This window comes from Enterobacter sp. R-1.6.2 (genome assembly GCF_035064085.1).
GTDB classification, from domain to species: Bacteria; Pseudomonadota; Gammaproteobacteria; order Enterobacterales; family Enterobacteriaceae; genus Enterobacter; species Enterobacter asburiae_B.
On the sequence record NZ_JASEYI010000012.1, the window covers coordinates 117,443 to 135,588 of the forward strand.

Here is an 18,146-nt window from a genome sequence, read left to right on the forward strand (position 1 = left end):
TATGGCTTTTCTAAGCATCATTATTGCCGCGCATAACGCCAAAGATACGCTTCACACTACGCTAGAAAGCCTGCAAAACGCGATTGAGGGTGCGGGGGATGATGTAGAGATCATTATCTTTAACGACAGTTCCAATGACTCAACGCAGGATATTATTGAAGCGTGGCTGCCAATGCTTCCGAATGCGCAATCCCGATACGTCGAGTACCGTAACGTAGGCCATGTTCGAAACAGTGCCCTCTCGCTGGCCAAAGGTGAATACATCACCATGCTGGATAGCGATGACCGAATGAAACCGGGCAGCATCAGGGACGCGGTGGCGTTTCTCAAATCAGAGCGCCCTGATATGCTCCTGACGCGCCTGCTGGAAATTCGCGACACCAAAAAAATGACAGCCGACTGGCAGGGGTTCTCTCCTGTTGCTTTGTCACAACATGAGGCAATAAAGCGGTTCCTGCAGCACAAAGATTTTCAGGCACATCTCATCGGGCAATTCATTCATCGGGAATTGTATGTGAATAACCCGATTCCTTCGATGGTCTGCTATGAAGATTTTGCCGTGTTTCCCGGCATGCTGATGCAATCGCGTAAAATAGTCTATCAGCGTCAGGGGCACTATTATTACATCAAACGTAACGACAGTTTGTCGAGCCGTCTCGACGCCAGTAAAATCGCTACGCTGGTTGATTGCACATTACAAATGGAAAAAACATTCCCTCGTTCTTTTAAGCATCTTGTTAATTGTCATTGGTTTGATATCTACAGAAACCACCGGCAGCATCTGACTGACCTGCAACTCAAACTGGTTAAACAGCGGGTCAATGCACTTTATTCTCTCTCTTTCTTCTTTACCAGAGATGTACGTTTCAGCTACAAAAAAAGGGTCATTGAGGCATTATGGAAAAAGTAAAACTGCGGCTTTATCAGCTGACGCTGATTTTGAGCCTTATTTCGCTTGCGCTGGCGCTGCTGAGTTCAGGTAAGCAGCGAGAGTTTTTCTATATTGCGATTTATGCCAGCATTATCGGCTTAGCGTGCGAATATAAAAAAATCACAGTGCGTCCTTTTTCTATCGCATTGCCGATTTTATTGATTGGCCTGCTTAATCTTGGCTGGTATCTGGTGTATGAATATCATAGCGAAGGTCTGAACGTTTATAGCGATTATCTCGGTGCAAGTAAAAAATTAATTCTGGCAAGTATTCTCATTTTTTACCTTGACCGGTTTAAGTCTTATATTGATAGAGCATCCTTCCAGAAATATTTTTTATACGCCTCTGGTGCAGGGTTTATACTCGCCACTGGCTATGGCTTATGGCAGGCTTCACAGGGTATGGGGCGTATCGAGATGGCCATAAACCGTGCGACCGTGTCGGCCTATGTTTATTCTGTATTGTCACTGGCGTTTGTATACAGCCTTTATCTAGAGAAAAATATAAAACTGTATGTAGCCGCAGGACTCATCATCTTAATATCTTATTTCGTCATTCTTTTAACGGGCACGCGTGCCGCAATGGGGTTATATCTACTCCTGGCGATTGTACTCACGCTTTATCACTTCAGAAGAATCCACCTTAAATCTACGCTGATTTTCTTATGTATTGTGGCGGGTATTGTTATCGTTAGCTACAAGCCATTAATCTTACCTAAGATACAACAAACACAAGCTGAAGTTGAAAGTTATCAGAAAGGCTATGATGCAACCTCACTCGGCGCACGTTTCTCTATGTGGAGTGTTGGCATTCAAAACGGGCTGGCCCATCCTTTAGGGCAATCAGTTGAAGACCGCGAAATATGGACACAGCAATATGTGAAAGATGGGCATCCACACCTCGCGGCTGCACTCGAGTTTATCAGGGTGCATCTGCACAATGAGTTTATTGAGAAATATTCTCTGCAGGGGATCCCAGGGCTGGCGATATTAGTGTTTTTCTATATATCGATGATCGTTTACGCCCTTAAAAACAGAAATGCCCTGCTGCTGACGACCATGCTTCTTTTATTACTCTATGGCCTGACTGACGTCATACTGTTGAGTTCTGAAGCTTTAATCTTCTTTGTCACCGTATTTGCGCTGAGTACCCCTTTTTCGCAAACCAGGCAACGCTAATGATAATGCCCGCCTGGCGGGCATTATTTTTTCTTGTACTGATAAAACTCCGCCAGCGTCATCCCTACCGTCTTATCGGATAACCAGCTAAAGAGCGTTTCTAAATCCTGATACAACCCTTCAATCGCCGCCTCATCTTTAAACGTTGGGCTTCCGCCAGGCATAAATTCCGACGAATGAAGCATAAACTCCACGTACTCACTTCCCTGCGACAGGCTTTGCTGTGCGACCTGAATCATTTGCGCCGCATTCCCACCGGACGGTCTTAGCCAGTTCACAGAGGGAGAGCGATATTTACCGCGAAGCCTGTCGTAACCCTGTTTGATCGTGTTCAACCACGCCGGGTGTTTATACTGAATGCTCATCGGCACTTCGAGTAATGGGCTATGGCCTGCCCGGGAAATATTGTCTAAATCCATGAAATAGGCGTAGTCGGGAAAATGCTGATAATCCGTTCCGCCATTACCCTGTGGGGCGCCTTTCGCATTGCGCCAGTTCACGCGTGGCGTCACGGAGCAATCCACCTGGTAGCCCAGTTCAACGAGCAATTTTGCGTAGCGACTGTCAAATGCCCAACGTCCGGCACGGTGGCTTAACATTTTGGTCTGGAAGGTCTCTTCCAGCAGGCGTGTCATGAACAGCACTTTTTCGCGCATCACCTCATCCGAAAATTCAACCAGATAAGGCTGCCATCGCCAGTCATCGCCCGTGAGATCGTGTTCCGGCGGGCTATTCCATGCGTGAAGGTGCATTCCCACCTCCCCCTGACCGCGGGCGATCGCGTCCCTGGCGAATTCGATGAAAACGGGCTCGATCGCCATCTCGTAATTGGTCAGCCACACGGGCTTAAAGCCGAAACGCTCACAAAGCGCCTGGAAACGCGCCAGATAACGCGCATTTTCCGTTTTAATGACGCGGTGATTTTGCCAGAGATTATCGCCCTCAGTATCAATTGTGATGATAAACGCTGGTTTGTTCATAATGAGTCCGCAAGACAGGAAAGTTAGCGCTATGTTACGCACTCTCCAAAGCATGAGTAAACCCTTCCAGGGAAATTACTGAGATTATGGAGAAAGAGTGCAAGTCGCTATCAGGTCTATTAGAATTGCCATCAGTACAACGCCGATAAGATGATGATGAATAACTTACCTGACACACCTGATTTGCGCATTTTACTTATCAAACTCCGCCATCATGGCGACATGTTGCTGACCACTCCCGTCATTGATTCGCTACGTCAAAAATGGCCGCAGGCGCAGATTGATGTCCTGCTGTATGAAGAAACGCGCGATATGCTCGCCGCGCATCCGGCGATCGGTACAATTTATGGAATCGATCGTAAATGGAAACAGCTTGGCACGCTGAAGCATCTTCAAAAAGAGTGGCAGTTGCTGTGTGCGTTAAGAAATCAGCATTATCATCTGGTGATTAACCTTGCCGATCAATGGCGTAGCGCGATCGTCACCCGTTTCACCGGTGCACCCGTTCGCCTCGGATTCGCGTTTAACAAACGCAACAGTGCATTCTGGCGTTTTTGTCACACCGATCTGGTCTCTGTCGACGGCCACAAATCCCTGCATACGGTCGAACAGAATCTTTCCATTCTGGCGCCATTACCGGTCGCGCCGCAGCCTGCCGTCACCATGGCTTACACCGCAGAAGACTGGCATCATGCCCGCCAAAAGCTGACGCAGACGGCTGTGGGTGACAGCTATATCGTGATCCAGCCGACGTCCCGCTGGTTCTTTAAATGCTGGAGCGAAGACAAAATGGCGCAAACCATTACTGCACTGCAGCAGGATGGTCATACGGTTGTGCTCACCGCGGGGCCGGATAAAAAAGAGCTGGCGATGATCGATCGCATTCTCGCCGCCTCGCCAAAGACGGGAGTCGTCTCGCTGGCGGGCCAGCTAACGTTGCGCCAGCTGGCCTCACTCATCGATCATGCGCGTCTTTTTATCGGCGTTGACTCCGTTCCAATGCATATGGCCGCCGCGCTGCAAACGCCCTGCGTGGCGCTATTTGGCCCTTCTAAACTCACGTTTTGGTCTCCATGGCAAGTCAACGGTGAAGTCATCTGGGCCGGCGATTACGGCCCGCTACCCGATCCGGATGCCATTGATACCAAAACGAAAGAACGCTATCTCGACGCCATTCCCGTTGATGCTGTCGTCTCCGCCGCAAGGAGATATCTGTCATGAAAAACCATCGTCTGGCCATTGTTCGCCAAAAGTATCGCCCGGATGGCGGAGCGGAACGCTTCGTTTCGCGCGCTCTCACCGCGCTGAGCAATCAGAACCTTGAGCTCAACGTCATCACGCGTGAGTGGCAGGGAGAGAAGCAAGACGACTGGCATATCCACATTTGCAACCCTCAAAAATGGGGCCGCATCAGTCGAGAGCGCGGATTTGCACAGGCCGCGCGCGCGCTGTGGCAGCAACAGCAGTTTGATATTGTTCAAAGCCATGAGCGCATCCCGGGTTGTGATATCTATCGCGCGGGTGATGGGGTGCATCGTCGCTGGCTGCTTCAGCGCGCGCGCATTTTACCTGCCTGGCGTGCGCAAATGCTGATGTATGACCGCTATCACCGCTACGTGATGCGTGCGGAACGGGAAATGTATCAGGCGCCCGAGTTGAAAGCCGTAATCTGTAATGCGGAGATGATCAAACGCGAAATCGTTGAAGACTTTGATATTGACGCAAATAAAATTCATGTGATTTATAATTCTATTGATTCCAGCCGCTTCGTTCCGGCCCAGGAGGCACAGCGTGCGATGCTGCGCCAGCAATTTGGTTTGCCAGCCGATGCCGTTGTGTTCTGTTTCGTAGGCTCAGGGTTTGAACGAAAAGGATTAGCCAGCGCCATACGCGCTATCGCTGGAACATCAGCCTGGCTGATTGTGGTTGGGCAAGATAAAGCAGAGCGTCGTTATCGCGACCTCGCCCGTTCGTTAGGCTGCGAGGGGCAAATCCGTTTCCTGGGGGTGCAAAAAGAAACTCTGCCTTTTTATCAGCTATCCGATGGTTTACTGTTGCCAACGCTGTATGATCCCTTTCCTAACGTCATTCTTGAAGCGATGGCCTGCGGCTTGCCCGTCATTACTTCAGAGAGTTGCGGTGGTGCAGAGTTTATTCAACAAGGCCAGAACGGATTTTATTGTGACGCACTTGATATCAGTACATTGAAGGAAGCGGTAGCCGCCATTCCTTCACTGGAAAAAAATAACAATATGGGACGAGCGGCACGTGAACGTGTAAAAGACGCCACTCCCGAAAAACTATCAAGTCAGCTTATTACGCTTTATCAAAAATTACTGGATTAAAAATGCGCATCCTAATGATTATTGATGGTTTACCCGGTGGAGGAGCTGAAAAAACGGTTCTTACACTCTCCCGTGGATTAATAGAAATGGGACATCAGGTCTCTCTATTCTCTCTGCGGAAAGTGTGCGACTACGCCATCCCGGAAGGCATCGATTATCAGGTTGTTCAGGACACATGTAAAAAACCGTGGCGAAAGCTGACGGAAATCCCACGCCGCGCCCAACTGCTGGATCAGACGATTGAGCAAGCTGAGCGCAGCGGCAAATTTGATGTGGTGTTCTCTCACCTGCACAAAACAGACCGCATTGTGTCGCACTGCCGCGCGCTGGAACGTGACAAAGTCTGGTTCTGCGTGCACGGCATGTTCTCGTTTTCCTATCTTCGCCATCGCAGCGGACTTTCGCGCTGGTTTAAACATCTTAAAATCCGTCATACCTACGAAAACCGCAACGTTGTCGCCGTCTCAGGCGCCGTGTTGACAGATCTTTCCGAGACGCTGGCGCTCAATCTTCGACGCAAAGCGGTTATCCATAATCCTTTCGATATTCCTGAAATTCAGCGTCTGGCGGATGCGCCCTTCGAGATGCAGGGAAAGGATTACATTATTCATGTTGGCCGCTTCCATGAGCACAAACGCCACGACCGACTCTTACGTGCGTTCGCCCTGAGTAAAATTGACACAACGCTGGTCATGATGGGCAATGGATCTGACGCTCAAATTCAAAAACTCAAGCAGCTTGCTGCCGAGCTGGGTATTGAAAACAAAACGGTTTTCCGCCCGTTCGAGTCCAATCCCTATCCCTGGATTAAAGGGGCACGCCTTTTAGTGTTAAGTTCTGACTGCGAAGGTTTTGGTAATGTGCTGGTCGAAGCCATTATCTGCCAGACGCCACCGGTCAGTACAAATTGCCCCGGAGGCCCTGCCGAAATCCTCACCGGCGCTTTAGCGCGCGGGCTGGCAGAGTTAAATGACGAGTCACTGGCAAAAACGCTGGCGGATATTTATACCGCCCCACCGGTCGTTGGCGATACAACCATCGCGTCGTTCGGTATCAATGCCATTTGCCAGCAATATATTGCTCTGGTCGACAATCAAAAATAATCAGGTTTCTTATGCAAAATTCAGCCCCATTGTTAAGCGTGGTGGTTGCCGTTTATAACGGTGAAGCTTTCCTGGATCAGTTCTTTACCTGCCTTGTCAATCAACGCATCGACAGCATGGAAGTCATCATTGTCAATGACGGCTCTACTGACCGCTCGATGGAGATCGTCGAAAACTGGCGAGAAAAACTGCCGCAGCTGCAGGTCATAGAACAGCAAAACCAGGGCGTATCCATCGCGCGTAACACCGGTCTGGCCGTTGCGACGGGTCAATATCTCTCTTTCCCGGATATTGATGATGTCTTTAAACCCGGCATGTACCAGCGCCTGCTGGATATGGCCGTCACGCAGGATCTGGATGTCGCCACCTGTAACGGGAACTACGTCTGGGAGAATAACAAGAAACCCTCGCGCCCGATCTTCCCTGAAGACAAACTGGCTTCGACAGGGGTCATGGCTGGCCCTGCGTGGTTAAAAATGGCGCTGGACTCTCGTAAATTCCTTCACGTCACCTGGTTGAACATCTATCGCCACGACTTTATCCGTACACACAATTTCCATTTCGAACCCGGCCTGCGCCATCAGGATATTCCGTGGACCACCGAAGTGCTGCTTGCGGCAGAGCGGGTTCAGTACACCAGTGAACGTTATTACGACTACTACATTCACTCTGCATCGGTGTCCCATATGCCGGACAATGACGACACGCTGATTCGTTCCGCGCGTCACTACATGAAAATCCTGCAGATGCTCGACGCCATCAATCAGCGCTACCCGGATAAAGTGAAAGGGATCCCTGCCTGCCACTGGCAAATTGCCAAAGAGGGCCTGGGCATTATTCACACCTTCGACAACATGAAGGATGAGAAGAAGAAATCAATGATTATTAAAGAGTTCTTCGAAACAGGCATCTGGAAACTCATCTGGAAAAGTGCAAAAAGTCCGCGTCTGCGCTGGCGGCTGGGTCGACGTTATTTCCGTTTGAAACGGTATCTGGCATAAGAGATAGCTTTACCTGGCCTAAATGCTTAGAATTTGCCCGCCGAAACTAAAAAAACGGATAATCGCTTGGAATTGTTGTATACCGCTCTGCTCTACATCATTCAGCCACTGGTGTGGCTGAGACTGTTGCTTCGTAGCCGGAAAGCGCCTGCGTATCGTAAACGCTGGGCTGAACGCTATGGCTTCTGCCGCAATAAAGTCGTACCGGACGGTATTTTGCTGCATTCCGTTTCTGTCGGTGAAACGCTGGCGGCGATCCCGCTGGTTCGCGCCCTGCGTCACCGCTACCCTTCGCTGCCAATCACCGTCACGACGATGACGCCGACCGGCTCGGAGCGCGCGTTATCCGCTTTCGGTAAAGACGTGCAGCACGTTTATCTGCCTTACGATCTGCCCTGCGCCATGAATCGTTTCCTGAATACCGTTCGCCCGAAGCTGGTGATCGTGATGGAAACCGAACTGTGGCCGAATATGATTTCCGCCCTGCATGCCCGTAAAATCCCGCTGGTCATTGCCAACGCCCGCCTTTCAGAGCGCTCGGCGAAAGGTTACGGCAAGCTGGGTAAGTTTATGCGCCGCCTGCTGAGCAAAATTACGCTGATTGCCGCGCAGAACGAAGAGGATGCGGCACGCTTTATCGCGCTGGGCCTGAAACGCAACCAGCTTGCGGTAACGGGCAGCCTGAAATTTGATATTTCCGTTACCCCTGAGCTCGCCGCCCGTGCGATCACGCTGCGTCGCCAGTGGGCCCCGCGTCGTCAGGTCTGGATTGCCACCAGTACTCATGATGGCGAAGAAGAGATCATTCTGCAGGCTCACCGCAAGCTGCTGGAAAAATTCCCTGATTTACTGCTGATCCTCGTGCCGCGCCATCCGGAGCGTTTTAAAGATGCCCGTGAAATGGTGCAGAAAGGCGGCTTCAGCTTCACGCTGCGCAGCAGCGGTGAAATCCCTTCCGGCAGCACCCAGGTGGTGATTGGCGATACGATGGGCGAGCTGATGCTGCTGTACGGCATTGCTGACCTCGCGTTTGTCGGTGGCAGCCTGGTCGAGCGCGGCGGTCATAACCCGCTGGAGCCGGCAGCCCACGCTATTCCGGTGCTGATGGGGCCGCACACGTTTAACTTCAAAGACATCTGCGCGAAATTACAGCAGGCCGATGGTTTAATTACCGTGACCGATGCGGATTCGGTGGTTAAAGAGGTATCGACCCTTCTGACTGACGAAGATTATCGCCTGTGGTACGGGCGCCATGCCGTCGAAGTGCTGCACCAGAACCAGGGCGCACTGACCCGACTGCTGCAGCTTCTGCAACCTTATCTGCCCCAGCGGAGCCACTGATGTCAACGCGCCTGTCGGTCGTCATGATCGCCAAAAACGCCGCCGACCTGCTTCCGGATTGCCTGGCGTCGGTTGCCTGGGCTGACGAGATAGTCATTCTTGACTCCGGAAGTACGGACAACACGGTGGGCGTTGCCCGGGCAGCGGGCGCAAAAGTCTTTGTCGACGCTGACTGGCAAGGCTATGGCATCCAGCGCCAGCGCGCGCAGGGCTATGCCACAGGTGATTATGTCCTGATGCTCGACACCGACGAACGCATCACGCCTGAGCTTCAGCAGGCCATTCAGGCGGTGATTTCCTCGCCCCAGCCTGGCGCCGTATACAGCATTGCCCGCCGCAACTACTTCCTTGGCCGTTTTATGCGCCACAGCGGCTGGTATCCTGACCGCGTGATGCGCCTCTACGAGCGCGAGCGGTATCAATACAACGACAATCTGGTGCATGAATCCCTGAGCTGCGATAGCGCCCAGGTGATTCCCCTGACGGGCGATTTGCTGCACCTGACCTGCCGTGATTTCGCGAGCTTCCAGCGTAAACAGCTCAACTATGCCACCGCATGGGCTCAGGAGCGTCACCAGCGCGGCAAGAAGGCCTCGCTGACGGGTATCTTCACCCACACGCTGGGCGCGTTCCTGAAAACGCTGCTGCTGCGTGGTGGCGTCCTGGACGGCAAGCAGGGCTGGTTACTCGCGGTTGTGAATGCCCAGTATACTTTCAACAAATACACCGAGCTGTGGGCGCTCTGCCGCGGCTACTCAGAGAAAACGTGAGCCATGAGCACAAAAGCGATTTATCCGGGTACCTTCGATCCGATCACCAACGGTCATCTTGATATCATCACCCGTGCGGCGTGCATGTTCGACAAGGTGATTCTGGCCATTGCCGCCAGCCCCAGCAAAAAGCCGATGTTTGACCTCAACGAGCGCGTACAGCTCGCTACCGATGCCATTTCGCACCTGCCGAATGTTGAGGTGGTCGGGTTTAGCGACCTGATGGCAAACTTCGCCCGCGCTCAGCAGGCCAATATTCTGATCCGTGGTTTGCGCGCGGTGGCAGACTTCGAGTATGAGATGCAGCTGGCGCACATGAACCGCCACCTGATGCCGGAGCTGGAGAGCGTGTTCCTGATGCCCTCCAAAGAGTGGTCGTTTATCTCTTCCACGCTGGTAAAAGAGGTGGCGCGTCATCACGGCGATGTCACCCATTTCCTGCCGACTAACGTCCACCAGGCATTGATGGAAAAGCTAAAGTAGCCTTATTTCTGGCACTGACGGCAGTAGAACGTGGCGCGCTGGGCGTGCTTCGTGGCAATCACTGGCGTGCCGCAGACTCTGCACGGTTCGCCTTTACGGCCATACACCTGCAGCTCCTGGGCAAAATAGCCCGGCTTGCCGTCACTTTGCAGGAAGTCCTTCAACGTTGTCCCGCCCTGCTCAATCGAGCGAAGTAATACGGCTTTAATCACCCGGACCAGCAGCTCGCACTCCTGCGCCGACAGCGAAGAGGCCAGCCGATCGGGATGGATCCCCGCCGCAAACAGCGATTCGCTGGCGTAGATATTCCCCACGCCGACCACCAGCTTGTTATCCATCAGCCAGGGCTTAATCGGGCTTTTCTTCTTCGCACACTTCGCCTTGAGGTATTCTGCGTTAAACGCGTCTGAGAGCGGCTCCGGGCCCAGATGCGCCAGCACGTTATGCCCTTCCAGCTCCTTCGTCCACAGCCACGCGCCAAAGCGCCGTGGGTCGGTGTAACGGAGCACTTTGCCGTTGCTCATCACCAGATCGACGTGGTCGTGCTTTTCCGCAGGCAGTTCTTCGGTAAGAATGCGCAGGCTCCCGGACATCCCCAGGTGGATAATAATCCAGCCGTCGGGCAGTTCCAGCAGCAGGTATTTCGCGCGACGCTGTACGCTAAGGACGGGTTTATCGCTCAGGGCATGGATCTCATCGGACACCGGCCAGCGCAGACGTCCATTGCGGACCACCGCGTGAAGAATCGTCGCGCCGACCAGATGGGGCTCAATGCCGCGACGGCTGGTTTCTACCTCAGGTAATTCAGGCATGGTTCCTCCGTTGAGATGCAGAATGCAAAAAACCCCGCAGTTGCGGGGTTTTTCGATACAAGGAGACTAAAATTATTTGATTTTAGCTTCTTTGTACAGTACGTGCTGGCGTACAACTGGATCGAATTTTTTCAGTTCCAGTTTTTCCGGCTTAGTACGTTTGTTCTTCGTGGTGGTGTAGAAGTGACCTGTACCAGCAGAAGAAACCAGCTTGATTTTCTCGCGAATACCTTTAGCCATGATTTATTTCCTCTTTAAGTACTTAGTACTTTTCGCCACGGGCACGCAGTTCGGACAGAACTGTATCGATGCCTTTCTTATCGATTACACGCATACCTTTAGCAGATACGCGCAGGGTGACAAAACGCTTCTCGCTCTCAACCCAGAAACGGTGAGAGTGCAGGTTCGGCAGGAAACGGCGTTTAGTCGCGTTCAGTGCGTGGGAACGGTTGTTACCGGTCACCGGACGCTTGCCAGTAACTTGGCAGACTCGGGACATGTCTATTCTCCAAAAATCAAATTAGCTCGAGCTTCGTATGGGGTATCGGCGCCTCGTCAGGCTTTACAGCCCGGTCATCGCATAGTTCTAAGTGAACTCTCGATTGCCAGGCCCAAATGCCAAACCCGAGATTCTCAAAGGTGGCGTAGTATACGCTGACTCGGCGGTGTGCTCAAGTCCCGAACAGACAAAGATCCCGATGGATCGCGAGAAATAGCCTAAATCCAGCCATGTTCTGCGAAAGAAATGTACTCACCGCGGCCAATTATTAGATGGTCCAGCACACGAATGTCCATGAATTGACAGCATTTGATAATGCGTTCGGTGATTTCTTTGTCCGCTCTGCTCGGTTCTGCACAGCCAGAGGGGTGATTATGCGCGAGGATCACGCCCGCTGCATTCACTTTTATCGCTTCCCGCACAATTTCACGCGGATGCACCTCAACGTGACTCAATGTGCCCGCAAAGAGACAGCTATGTTTCAGCACCCGATTTCTGTTATCGACAAAGATCACCATAAAGATCTCGCGTTCGATATCTGTTAACTGGCTTTGCAGGAATTCGCGCGTCATCGCGGGCGTCAGGATCGGATCTTCCTTCTCCATGCGGACATTGTAAAAACGGCGGGCAAGTTCAGCAATGCCCCTCAGCTGGGCATATTTCGCCACGCCAATTCCCTCAACGTGCTTAAACTGCGCCAGATCGGCGGTCAATAAACCGTACAGCGAACCGAAATGTGCTATCAGCTCTTTTGCCAGCGTAAATACCGTTTTTCCGGGCGTTCCGGTACGTAAAAAGAGCGCCAGCAGTTCATCGTCTTTTAACAGGGTGACGCCATAGCGCAGCAGTTTTTCGCGCGGCAGCAGCTCCTCATCCTCTTCTTCCATGCTCTTTCTCCCCTTTTTAACCTCATGCTGCCACAGGCCAATCCGTCGCTCGACAGCCACATTGCGTTCTTGCGTAGCGCCTCGCAAAGTGGACGAAGGACAAAATCACCCCGCTTTGGGGATTGTGATAAAATGCCCGCTCTCTGGTGAAACCCAACAGGAAAGAATCATGATGAGCCTGGCCGGTAAAAAAATCGTTCTTGGCGTGAGCGGCGGCATTGCTGCTTATAAAGCGCCGGAGCTGGTGCGTCGTCTGCGCGAGCGCGGAGCTGACGTGCGGGTCGCGATAACCGAAGGCGGTAAAGCCTTTATCACTCCCCTGAGCCTGCAGGCCGTTTCAGGATACCCGGTATCTGACAGCCTGCTCGATCCGGCCGCCGAAGCCGCGATGGGCCATATTGAGCTGGGAAAATGGGCAGACCTGGTTATCCTCGCTCCCGCCACGGCTGATTTAATCGCTCGGGTGGCAGCCGGTATGGCAAACGACCTGGTCTCCACCATTTGTCTGGCCACCCCTGCGCCTGTTGCCGTCGTTCCTGCCATGAACCAGCAGATGTACCGTAACGCGGCCACCCAGCACAATCTGGAGACGCTGGCCTCACGCGGCCTGCTTATCTGGGGTCCGGACAGCGGCAGCCAGGCCTGCGGCGACGTTGGCCCGGGCCGCATGCTTGACCCGCTGACGATTGTTGATATGGCCGCAGCCCATTTTTCGCCTGTCAACGATCTGCAACATCTCAACATCATGATTACCGCGGGCCCCACGCGCGAGCCGCTGGATCCGGTGCGCTACATCACCAACCACAGCTCCGGCAAAATGGGCTTTGCGATTGCCGCCGCCGCCGCAAGGCGTGGCGCGAACGTCACGCTGGTGAGCGGCCCGGTATCGCTGCCTACCCCTGCGTTTGTGAAACGAATTGACGTGACCACCGCGCTGGAGATGGAAGCCGCCGTGCAGGCACATGCGCAAAGCCAGCAGATTTTTATCGGCTGTGCGGCCGTCGCAGACTATCGTGCCGAGACGATCGCCGAGGCTAAAATTAAAAAGCAAGGCGATGAATTAACACTAAAAATGGTGAAAAACCCGGACATTGTTGCCGGCGTCGCCGCACTAAAAAGCCATCGTCCATACGTTGTTGGGTTTGCCGCAGAAACGAATAATGTGGAAGAATATGCCCGGCAAAAACGTACCCGCAAAAACCTCGATTTGATTTGCGCGAACGACGTATCGCTGGCCACACAAGGATTTAACAGCGACAGCAACGCACTGCACCTTTTCTGGCAGGATGGAGATAAAGTCTTACCGCTTGAGCGCAAGGAACTCCTGGGCCAACAATTACTGGACGAGATCGTTACCCGTTATGATGAAAAAAATCGACGTTAAGATTCTGGACCCGCGTGTTGGCGAGCAATTCCCGCTGCCAACCTATGCCACCTCCGGCTCTGCCGGTCTTGACCTGCGCGCCTGTCTCGATGACGCCGTAGAACTGGCTCCGGGTGCCACTACCCTGGTTCCAACTGGCCTGGCAATTCACATTGCTGACCCGTCTCTGGCAGCAGTGATCCTGCCGCGTTCTGGTCTGGGCCATAAGCACGGCGTTGTGCTGGGTAACCTGGTCGGCCTGATCGACTCCGACTACCAGGGTCAGCTGATGGTCTCCGTCTGGAACCGCGGTCAGGACAGCTTCACCATTGAACCTGGCGAACGTATCGCCCAGATGGTCTTTGTACCGGTGGTACAGGCAGAATTTAACCTGGTGGCAGACTTTGACGCCACCGACCGTGGCGAAGGCGGCTTCGGCCATTCCGGGCGCAAATAACGGCCCGAAAGACACGTATCTCACAGCGTCATAATGCAATAACAAACCGCAAACGCCCGTTTGCGGTCGCTGTGTGGATGCCAGCCTGGCAAGTGCTTATTTTCAGGGGTATTTTGTAACATGGCAGAAAAACAAACCGCGAAAAGGAATCGTCGCGAAGAAATACTTCAATCTCTGGCTCTGATGCTTGAATCCAGCGATGGCAGTCAACGCATCACCACCGCTAAACTGGCCGCCTCTGTAGGCGTGTCTGAGGCGGCGCTGTACCGTCATTTCCCGAGCAAGACCCGGATGTTCGACAGTCTGATCGAGTTTATTGAAGACAGCCTGATCACGCGCATCAACCTGATTCTGAAAGACGAAAAAGACACGACCGCGCGTCTGCGTCTGATTGTGCTGTTAATCCTGGGCTTCGGTGAACGCAATCCGGGCTTAACCCGTATCCTCACCGGCCACGCGCTGATGTTTGAACAGGACAGACTGCAGGGCCGCATTAACCAGCTTTTCGAGCGGATTGAAGCGCAGCTGCGCCAGGTACTGCGCGAAAAGAAAATGCGTGAAGGCGAAGGTTACAGCATTGATGAAACGCTGCTGGCGAGCCAGATTCTGGCGTTTTGTGAAGGGATGCTCTCCCGCTTTGTGCGCAGCGAGTTCAAATACCGTCCAACGGACGATTTTGACGCCCGCTGGCCGTTAGTGGCTGCTCAGTTGCAGTAATCCGTAAGCCCGGTAAGCGTAGCGCCACCGGGCAATTTAATTACACCCCGAACTCTTCCCGGTACGCACGTACCGCCGCCAGATGGTCCGCCATCTCAGGCTTCTCTTCCAGATACGCAATCAGGTCTTTCAGGGTAATAATCGACGTCACTTTGCAGCTGTAATCGCGTTCGACTTCCTGAATAGCGGAAATTTCACCGCGACCACGCTCCTGACGATCCAGAGAAATCAGCACGCCAGCAAGCGTCGCACCGTTGGCCTGAATAATCTCCATCGATTCACGGATCGCCGTACCCGCGGTAATCACGTCATCGACCAGCATGACGCGGCCCTGCAGCGCGCTGCCGACCAGATTCCCGCCTTCACCATGGGTTTTAGCTTCTTTGCGGTTAAAGCAGTACGGCACGTCGCGGTCATGGTGTTCCGCCAGCGCCACCGCGGTGGTGGTCGCAATCGGAATGCCTTTATAGGCCGGGCCAAACAGCAGGTCAAAATCAATCCCGGAATCCACCAGCGCTTCGGCATAGAAACGGCCTAACAGTGCCAGATCGCGCCCGGTATTAAACAGCCCGGCGTTGAAGAAATAGGGACTTTTACGCCCGGATTTCAGCGTAAATTCGCCAAACTTAAGTACCTGCTTGTTAAGCGCAAACTCAATAAACTGGCGCTGATACGATTTCATGGATTTGCTCCTTTGGTTTTTCTGTCTTACAGGCAAAAAAAAGGCGACTCATTGGTCGCCTTTAAAATCAATTTTCTAACGCCGCTTTCTGCGTCGTTACAATGGATTCGATTCCCCCTCGGGCCAACGCCAGCAGGGAGAGAAGCTCTTCGTGGGTGAACGGCTCGCCTTCCGCCGTGCCCTGCACCTCAATGATGCGACCATCTTCGGTCATCACCACGTTCATGTCGGTTTCGGCTGCGGAATCTTCAACGTATTCCAGATCGCAAAGCGCTTCGCCGTTAACGATACCGACAGAAACCGCCGCAACCATGCCTTTCATTGGGTTGGTTTTCAGCTTACCGGCCGCAACCAGCTTGTTCAGGGCATCGGCCAGCGCTACGCAGGCACCGGTAATGGACGCGGTACGCGTGCCACCGTCAGCCTGAATCACGTCGCAGTCCAGCGTGATGGTGAATTCGCCGAGGATTTTCAGGTCAACGGCGGCGCGCAGCGCACGCGCGATCAGACGCTGAATCTCCATGGTACGACCGCCCTGCTTACCCTTTGCCGCTTCACGGGCATTACGGGTATGGGTCGCACGCGGCAGCATGCCGTATTCTGCGGTGATCCACCCCTGGCCCTGACCTTTCAGGAAGCGCGGAACGCCTTCTTCGATGGAGGCGGTGCACAGCACTTTAGTGTCACCAAACTCAACCAGCACGGAGCCTTCAGCGTGTTTTGTATAGTTACGGGTCAGGGTGACGGGACGCACCTGGTTGGCGCTACGACCTGATGGACGCATGATGGATTCTCCGGCTTGAAACGAATGTGGCTGCGCATTATACGGATAAAGGACGCTTATTCCTATCCTGAGAAGCCCCCGAAAGCTATAATCCCCCATCTCTCCTTTAAAAACGGGAATGTCTATGATCCGCAGTATGACCGCCTACGCCCGGCGTGAAATCAAGGGTAGCTGGGGTAGCGCCACATGGGAAATGCGCTCGGTAAACCAGCGTTACCTGGAAACGTATTTCCGTATGCCGGAGCAGTTCCGCAGCCTTGAGCCTGTCGTACGTGAACGTATCCGTACGCGTCTGACGCGCGGAAAAGTGGAATGTAACCTGCGCTTTGAGCCTGATGCGAGCGCACAGGGCGAGCTCATCCTCAACGAAAAACTGGCAAAACAGCTCGTGAATGCGGCGAACTGGGTCAAAATGCAGAGCGATGAAGGCGAAATCAACCCGGTTGATATTCTGCGCTGGCCTGGCGTCATGGCCGCCGGTGAGCAGGATCTGGACGCCATTGCCGCTGAAATCCTGGCAGCTCTCGACGGCACGCTGGACGACTTTATCATTGCCCGCGAAACCGAAGGCCAGGCGCTGAAAGCGATGATTGAGCAGCGTCTTGAAGGCGTGAGCACCGAAGTAGCGAAAGTCCGCACCCATATGCCAGAAGTGCTGCAATGGCAGCGCGAGCGCCTTGTCGCCAAACTGGAAGAAGCGGAAGTTCAGCTGGAAAACACCCGTCTGGAACAAGAACTGGTGCTGATGGCGCAGCGTATCGATGTCGCTGAAGAGCTGGACCGTCTGGAAGCGCACGTTAAAGAAACCTACAACATTCTGAAGAAAAAAGAAGCTGTGGGCCGCCGTCTGGACTTTATGATGCAGGAGTTCAACCGCGAGTCGAACACCCTGGCGTCTAAGTCGATCAATGCAGAAGTGACGAATTCAGCGATTGAGCTGAAAGTGCTGATTGAACAGATGCGCGAGCAGATCCAGAACATCGAGTAATGCTTTTCGGGTGGTGTCGACAGCACCACCCATTACTATTTCTAATCCATCTTAACGCCCATTTTGTCGATTTATCGCCTTTCATCAAGCTTTCTCTATAGAACTTGATAAAAATTTATAGGGCAAACTGGCTCGCCTTAGAAAATCTCAATCGTGATCTTGCGCACAAATCGCTAACCTCCCCCGCGTTCACACCGGAGGGTATATGCTGCTTCACATCCTTTATCTCATTGGCATCACCGCAGAAGCCATGACCGGCGCGCTTGCCGCCGGACGTCGTCGTATGGATACCTTCGGCGTGATCATTATTGCTACGGCGACCGCGCTGGGCGGCGGTTCCGTGCGCGATATTCTGCTTGGCCATTACCCGCTCGGCTGGGTTAAACACCCTGAATACGTGATTATCGTGGCAACAGCCGCCGTGTTAACCACCATAGTGGCGCCCGTTATGCCCCATCTTCGCCGCCTGTTCCTGGTGCTTGATGCGCTGGGGCTGATTGTATTTTCGATCATCGGCGCGCAAATCGCGCTCGATATGGGGGAAGGACCGGTTATCGCCACCATCGCCGCCGTGGTCACGGGCGTATTCGGCGGCGTGCTGCGCGATATGTTCTGCAAACGCATCCCCCTGGTCTTTCAAAAAGAGCTGTATGCCGGCATCTCCTTTGCGGCAGCGGTGCTTTATATCGCTCTGCAGCATTACGTTTCTAACCATGACGTGGTGGTCATCTCGACGCTGCTGTTTGGCTTTACGGCCCGCATGCTGGCGCTGCGTCTGAAGCTCGGACTGCCCGTTTTTCATTACAAACACAGCACCCACTAGCT

21 protein-coding genes are annotated in these 18,146 nt (G+C 53.2%); 14 read left to right on the forward strand and 7 right to left on the reverse strand.

From position 1 onward, the window contains the following. Position 1: 1 nt before the first annotated feature. A complete protein-coding gene (locus QMN93_RS14595) occupies positions 2-910 on the forward strand; it encodes a glycosyltransferase family 2 protein (protein ID WP_182382827.1) in 909 nt (302 codons plus the stop codon). Beyond that, on the forward strand, positions 898-2,109 hold the full coding sequence (locus QMN93_RS14600) for an O-antigen ligase (RefSeq protein WP_182382828.1): 1,212 nt from the start codon (positions 898-900) through the stop codon (positions 2,107-2,109). The genes QMN93_RS14595 and QMN93_RS14600 overlap by 13 nt, the downstream gene beginning before the upstream one ends. Positions 2,110-2,132: 23 nt before the next feature. On the opposite strand, the gene QMN93_RS14605 is transcribed toward QMN93_RS14600, so the two are convergent. Then, a complete protein-coding gene (locus QMN93_RS14605) occupies positions 2,133-3,089 on the reverse strand; it encodes a polysaccharide deacetylase family protein (RefSeq protein ID WP_096150876.1) in 957 nt (318 codons plus the stop codon). Between the two features lie 150 nt (positions 3,090-3,239). On the opposite strand from QMN93_RS14605, the gene rfaQ reads away from it, so the two are divergent. From rfaQ to coaD, 7 genes are all read left to right on the forward strand, one after another. Then, complete coding sequence (gene rfaQ, locus QMN93_RS14610; RefSeq protein ID WP_182382829.1) at positions 3,240-4,310, forward strand: putative lipopolysaccharide heptosyltransferase III; 1,071 nt, start codon at positions 3,240-3,242, stop codon at positions 4,308-4,310. Further along, positions 4,307-5,434: a glycosyltransferase family 4 protein gene (locus tag QMN93_RS14615; RefSeq protein WP_069303473.1), complete on the forward strand. Its 1,128-nt coding sequence runs from the start codon at positions 4,307-4,309 to the stop codon at positions 5,432-5,434. The genes rfaQ and QMN93_RS14615 overlap by 4 nt, the downstream gene beginning before the upstream one ends. Before the next feature lie 2 nt (positions 5,435-5,436). Continuing rightward, a complete protein-coding gene (locus tag QMN93_RS14620; RefSeq protein WP_182382830.1) occupies positions 5,437-6,537 on the forward strand; it encodes a glycosyltransferase in 1,101 nt (366 codons plus the stop codon). A gap of 11 nt (positions 6,538-6,548) precedes the next feature. Beyond that, positions 6,549-7,538, forward strand: a complete 990-nt coding sequence (locus QMN93_RS14625; protein ID WP_064673815.1) for a glycosyltransferase — start codon at positions 6,549-6,551, stop codon at positions 7,536-7,538. Positions 7,539-7,604: 66 nt separating this feature from the next. Beyond that, on the forward strand, positions 7,605-8,879 hold the full coding sequence (gene waaA / locus QMN93_RS14630) for a lipid IV(A) 3-deoxy-D-manno-octulosonic acid transferase (protein ID WP_032661923.1): 1,275 nt from the start codon (positions 7,605-7,607) through the stop codon (positions 8,877-8,879). Further along, on the forward strand, positions 8,879-9,649 hold the full coding sequence (locus tag QMN93_RS14635) for a glycosyltransferase family 2 protein (protein ID WP_033147043.1): 771 nt from the start codon (positions 8,879-8,881) through the stop codon (positions 9,647-9,649). Before waaA ends, QMN93_RS14635 begins: the two co-directional genes overlap by 1 nt. Positions 9,650-9,652: 3 nt before the next feature. Then, entirely contained in the window at positions 9,653-10,132 is a 480-nt protein-coding gene (gene coaD, locus QMN93_RS14640; RefSeq protein WP_023334018.1) for a pantetheine-phosphate adenylyltransferase, read from the forward strand. Positions 10,133-10,134: 2 nt separating this feature from the next. On the opposite strand, the gene mutM is transcribed toward coaD, so the two are convergent. The 4 genes from mutM to radC all read right to left on the reverse strand — a co-directional run bounded on the left by mutM (position 10,135) and on the right by radC (position 12,330). Next, positions 10,135-10,944: a bifunctional DNA-formamidopyrimidine glycosylase/DNA-(apurinic or apyrimidinic site) lyase gene (gene mutM / locus QMN93_RS14645; protein WP_023309890.1), complete on the reverse strand. Its 810-nt coding sequence runs from the start codon at positions 10,942-10,944 to the stop codon at positions 10,135-10,137. 72 nt (positions 10,945-11,016) lie between these two features. Then, the gene (gene rpmG, locus QMN93_RS14650) at positions 11,017-11,184 is read right to left on the reverse strand and encodes a 50S ribosomal protein L33 (RefSeq protein WP_003024094.1); all 168 of its coding nucleotides are present in this window, start codon (positions 11,182-11,184) and stop codon (positions 11,017-11,019) included. Between the two features lie 22 nt (positions 11,185-11,206). Continuing rightward, the gene (gene rpmB, locus QMN93_RS14655; protein WP_002436699.1) at positions 11,207-11,443 is read right to left on the reverse strand and encodes a 50S ribosomal protein L28; all 237 of its coding nucleotides are present in this window, start codon (positions 11,441-11,443) and stop codon (positions 11,207-11,209) included. Positions 11,444-11,661: 218 nt separating this feature from the next. Then, the gene (radC, locus tag QMN93_RS14660) at positions 11,662-12,330 is read right to left on the reverse strand and encodes a DNA repair protein RadC (protein ID WP_033147044.1); all 669 of its coding nucleotides are present in this window, start codon (positions 12,328-12,330) and stop codon (positions 11,662-11,664) included. Positions 12,331-12,502: 172 nt separating this feature from the next. Between radC and coaBC the strand changes: the two genes are divergently transcribed. The 3 genes from coaBC to slmA all read left to right on the forward strand — a co-directional run bounded on the left by coaBC (position 12,503) and on the right by slmA (position 14,867). Continuing rightward, a complete protein-coding gene (gene coaBC / locus QMN93_RS14665; protein WP_087823747.1) occupies positions 12,503-13,714 on the forward strand; it encodes a bifunctional phosphopantothenoylcysteine decarboxylase/phosphopantothenate--cysteine ligase CoaBC in 1,212 nt (403 codons plus the stop codon). Beyond that, the gene (gene dut, locus QMN93_RS14670; RefSeq protein ID WP_008502691.1) at positions 13,692-14,150 is read left to right on the forward strand and encodes a dUTP diphosphatase; all 459 of its coding nucleotides are present in this window, start codon (positions 13,692-13,694) and stop codon (positions 14,148-14,150) included. Before coaBC ends, dut begins: the two co-directional genes overlap by 23 nt. 120 nt (positions 14,151-14,270) lie before the next feature. Next, positions 14,271-14,867, forward strand: a complete 597-nt coding sequence (gene slmA, locus QMN93_RS14675) for a nucleoid occlusion factor SlmA (RefSeq protein ID WP_008502690.1) — start codon at positions 14,271-14,273, stop codon at positions 14,865-14,867. A 40-nt stretch (positions 14,868-14,907) separates the two neighbouring features. Here slmA and pyrE read toward each other — a convergent pair whose 3' ends face one another. Together pyrE and rph are read right to left on the reverse strand one after the other, a co-directional pair. Beyond that, entirely contained in the window at positions 14,908-15,549 is a 642-nt protein-coding gene (gene pyrE / locus QMN93_RS14680) for an orotate phosphoribosyltransferase (RefSeq protein WP_010426430.1), read from the reverse strand. A gap of 67 nt (positions 15,550-15,616) precedes the next feature. Continuing rightward, positions 15,617-16,333: a ribonuclease PH gene (gene rph / locus QMN93_RS14685; protein ID WP_010426431.1), complete on the reverse strand. Its 717-nt coding sequence runs from the start codon at positions 16,331-16,333 to the stop codon at positions 15,617-15,619. A 124-nt stretch (positions 16,334-16,457) separates the two neighbouring features. On the opposite strand from rph, the gene QMN93_RS14690 reads away from it, so the two are divergent. Together QMN93_RS14690 and QMN93_RS14695 are read left to right on the forward strand one after the other, a co-directional pair. After that, entirely contained in the window at positions 16,458-17,321 is an 864-nt protein-coding gene (locus QMN93_RS14690; protein ID WP_048975620.1) for a YicC/YloC family endoribonuclease, read from the forward strand. Positions 17,322-17,526: 205 nt separating this feature from the next. After that, positions 17,527-18,144, forward strand: coding sequence for a trimeric intracellular cation channel family protein (locus QMN93_RS14695; protein ID WP_048980250.1), 618 nt, complete (start codon positions 17,527-17,529; stop codon positions 18,142-18,144). The last annotated feature ends 2 nt before the right edge of the window (positions 18,145-18,146 follow it).

Bases quoted from the DNA above. Each gene is read 5' to 3' on its own strand.
- QMN93_RS14595 (WP_182382827.1), top strand. From the start codon at position 2: ATGGCTTTTCTAAGCATCATTATTGCCGCGCATAACGCCAAAGATACG.
- QMN93_RS14600 (WP_182382828.1), top strand. From the start codon at position 898: ATGGAAAAAGTAAAACTGCGGCTTTATCAGCTGACGCTGATTTTGAGC.
- QMN93_RS14605 (WP_096150876.1), bottom strand. From the start codon at position 3,089: ATGAACAAACCAGCGTTTATCATCACAATTGATACTGAGGGCGATAAT.
- rfaQ (WP_182382829.1), top strand. From the start codon at position 3,240: ATGATGATGAATAACTTACCTGACACACCTGATTTGCGCATTTTACTT.
- QMN93_RS14615 (WP_069303473.1), top strand. From the start codon at position 4,307: ATGAAAAACCATCGTCTGGCCATTGTTCGCCAAAAGTATCGCCCGGAT.
- QMN93_RS14620 (WP_182382830.1), top strand. From the start codon at position 5,437: ATGCGCATCCTAATGATTATTGATGGTTTACCCGGTGGAGGAGCTGAA.
- QMN93_RS14625 (WP_064673815.1), top strand. From the start codon at position 6,549: ATGCAAAATTCAGCCCCATTGTTAAGCGTGGTGGTTGCCGTTTATAAC.
- QMN93_RS14635 (WP_033147043.1), top strand. From the start codon at position 8,879: ATGTCAACGCGCCTGTCGGTCGTCATGATCGCCAAAAACGCCGCCGAC.
- coaD (WP_023334018.1), top strand. From the start codon at position 9,653: ATGAGCACAAAAGCGATTTATCCGGGTACCTTCGATCCGATCACCAAC.
- mutM (WP_023309890.1), bottom strand. From the start codon at position 10,944: ATGCCTGAATTACCTGAGGTAGAAACCAGCCGTCGCGGCATTGAGCCC.
- rpmG (WP_003024094.1), bottom strand. From the start codon at position 11,184: ATGGCTAAAGGTATTCGCGAGAAAATCAAGCTGGTTTCTTCTGCTGGT.
- rpmB (WP_002436699.1), bottom strand. From the start codon at position 11,443: ATGTCCCGAGTCTGCCAAGTTACTGGCAAGCGTCCGGTGACCGGTAAC.
- radC (WP_033147044.1), bottom strand. From the start codon at position 12,330: ATGGAAGAAGAGGATGAGGAGCTGCTGCCGCGCGAAAAACTGCTGCGC.
- coaBC (WP_087823747.1), top strand. From the start codon at position 12,503: ATGAGCCTGGCCGGTAAAAAAATCGTTCTTGGCGTGAGCGGCGGCATT.
- dut (WP_008502691.1), top strand. From the start codon at position 13,692: ATGATGAAAAAAATCGACGTTAAGATTCTGGACCCGCGTGTTGGCGAG.
- slmA (WP_008502690.1), top strand. From the start codon at position 14,271: ATGGCAGAAAAACAAACCGCGAAAAGGAATCGTCGCGAAGAAATACTT.
- pyrE (WP_010426430.1), bottom strand. From the start codon at position 15,549: ATGAAATCGTATCAGCGCCAGTTTATTGAGTTTGCGCTTAACAAGCAG.
- rph (WP_010426431.1), bottom strand. From the start codon at position 16,333: ATGCGTCCATCAGGTCGTAGCGCCAACCAGGTGCGTCCCGTCACCCTG.
- QMN93_RS14690 (WP_048975620.1), top strand. From the start codon at position 16,458: ATGATCCGCAGTATGACCGCCTACGCCCGGCGTGAAATCAAGGGTAGC.
- QMN93_RS14695 (WP_048980250.1), top strand. From the start codon at position 17,527: ATGCTGCTTCACATCCTTTATCTCATTGGCATCACCGCAGAAGCCATG.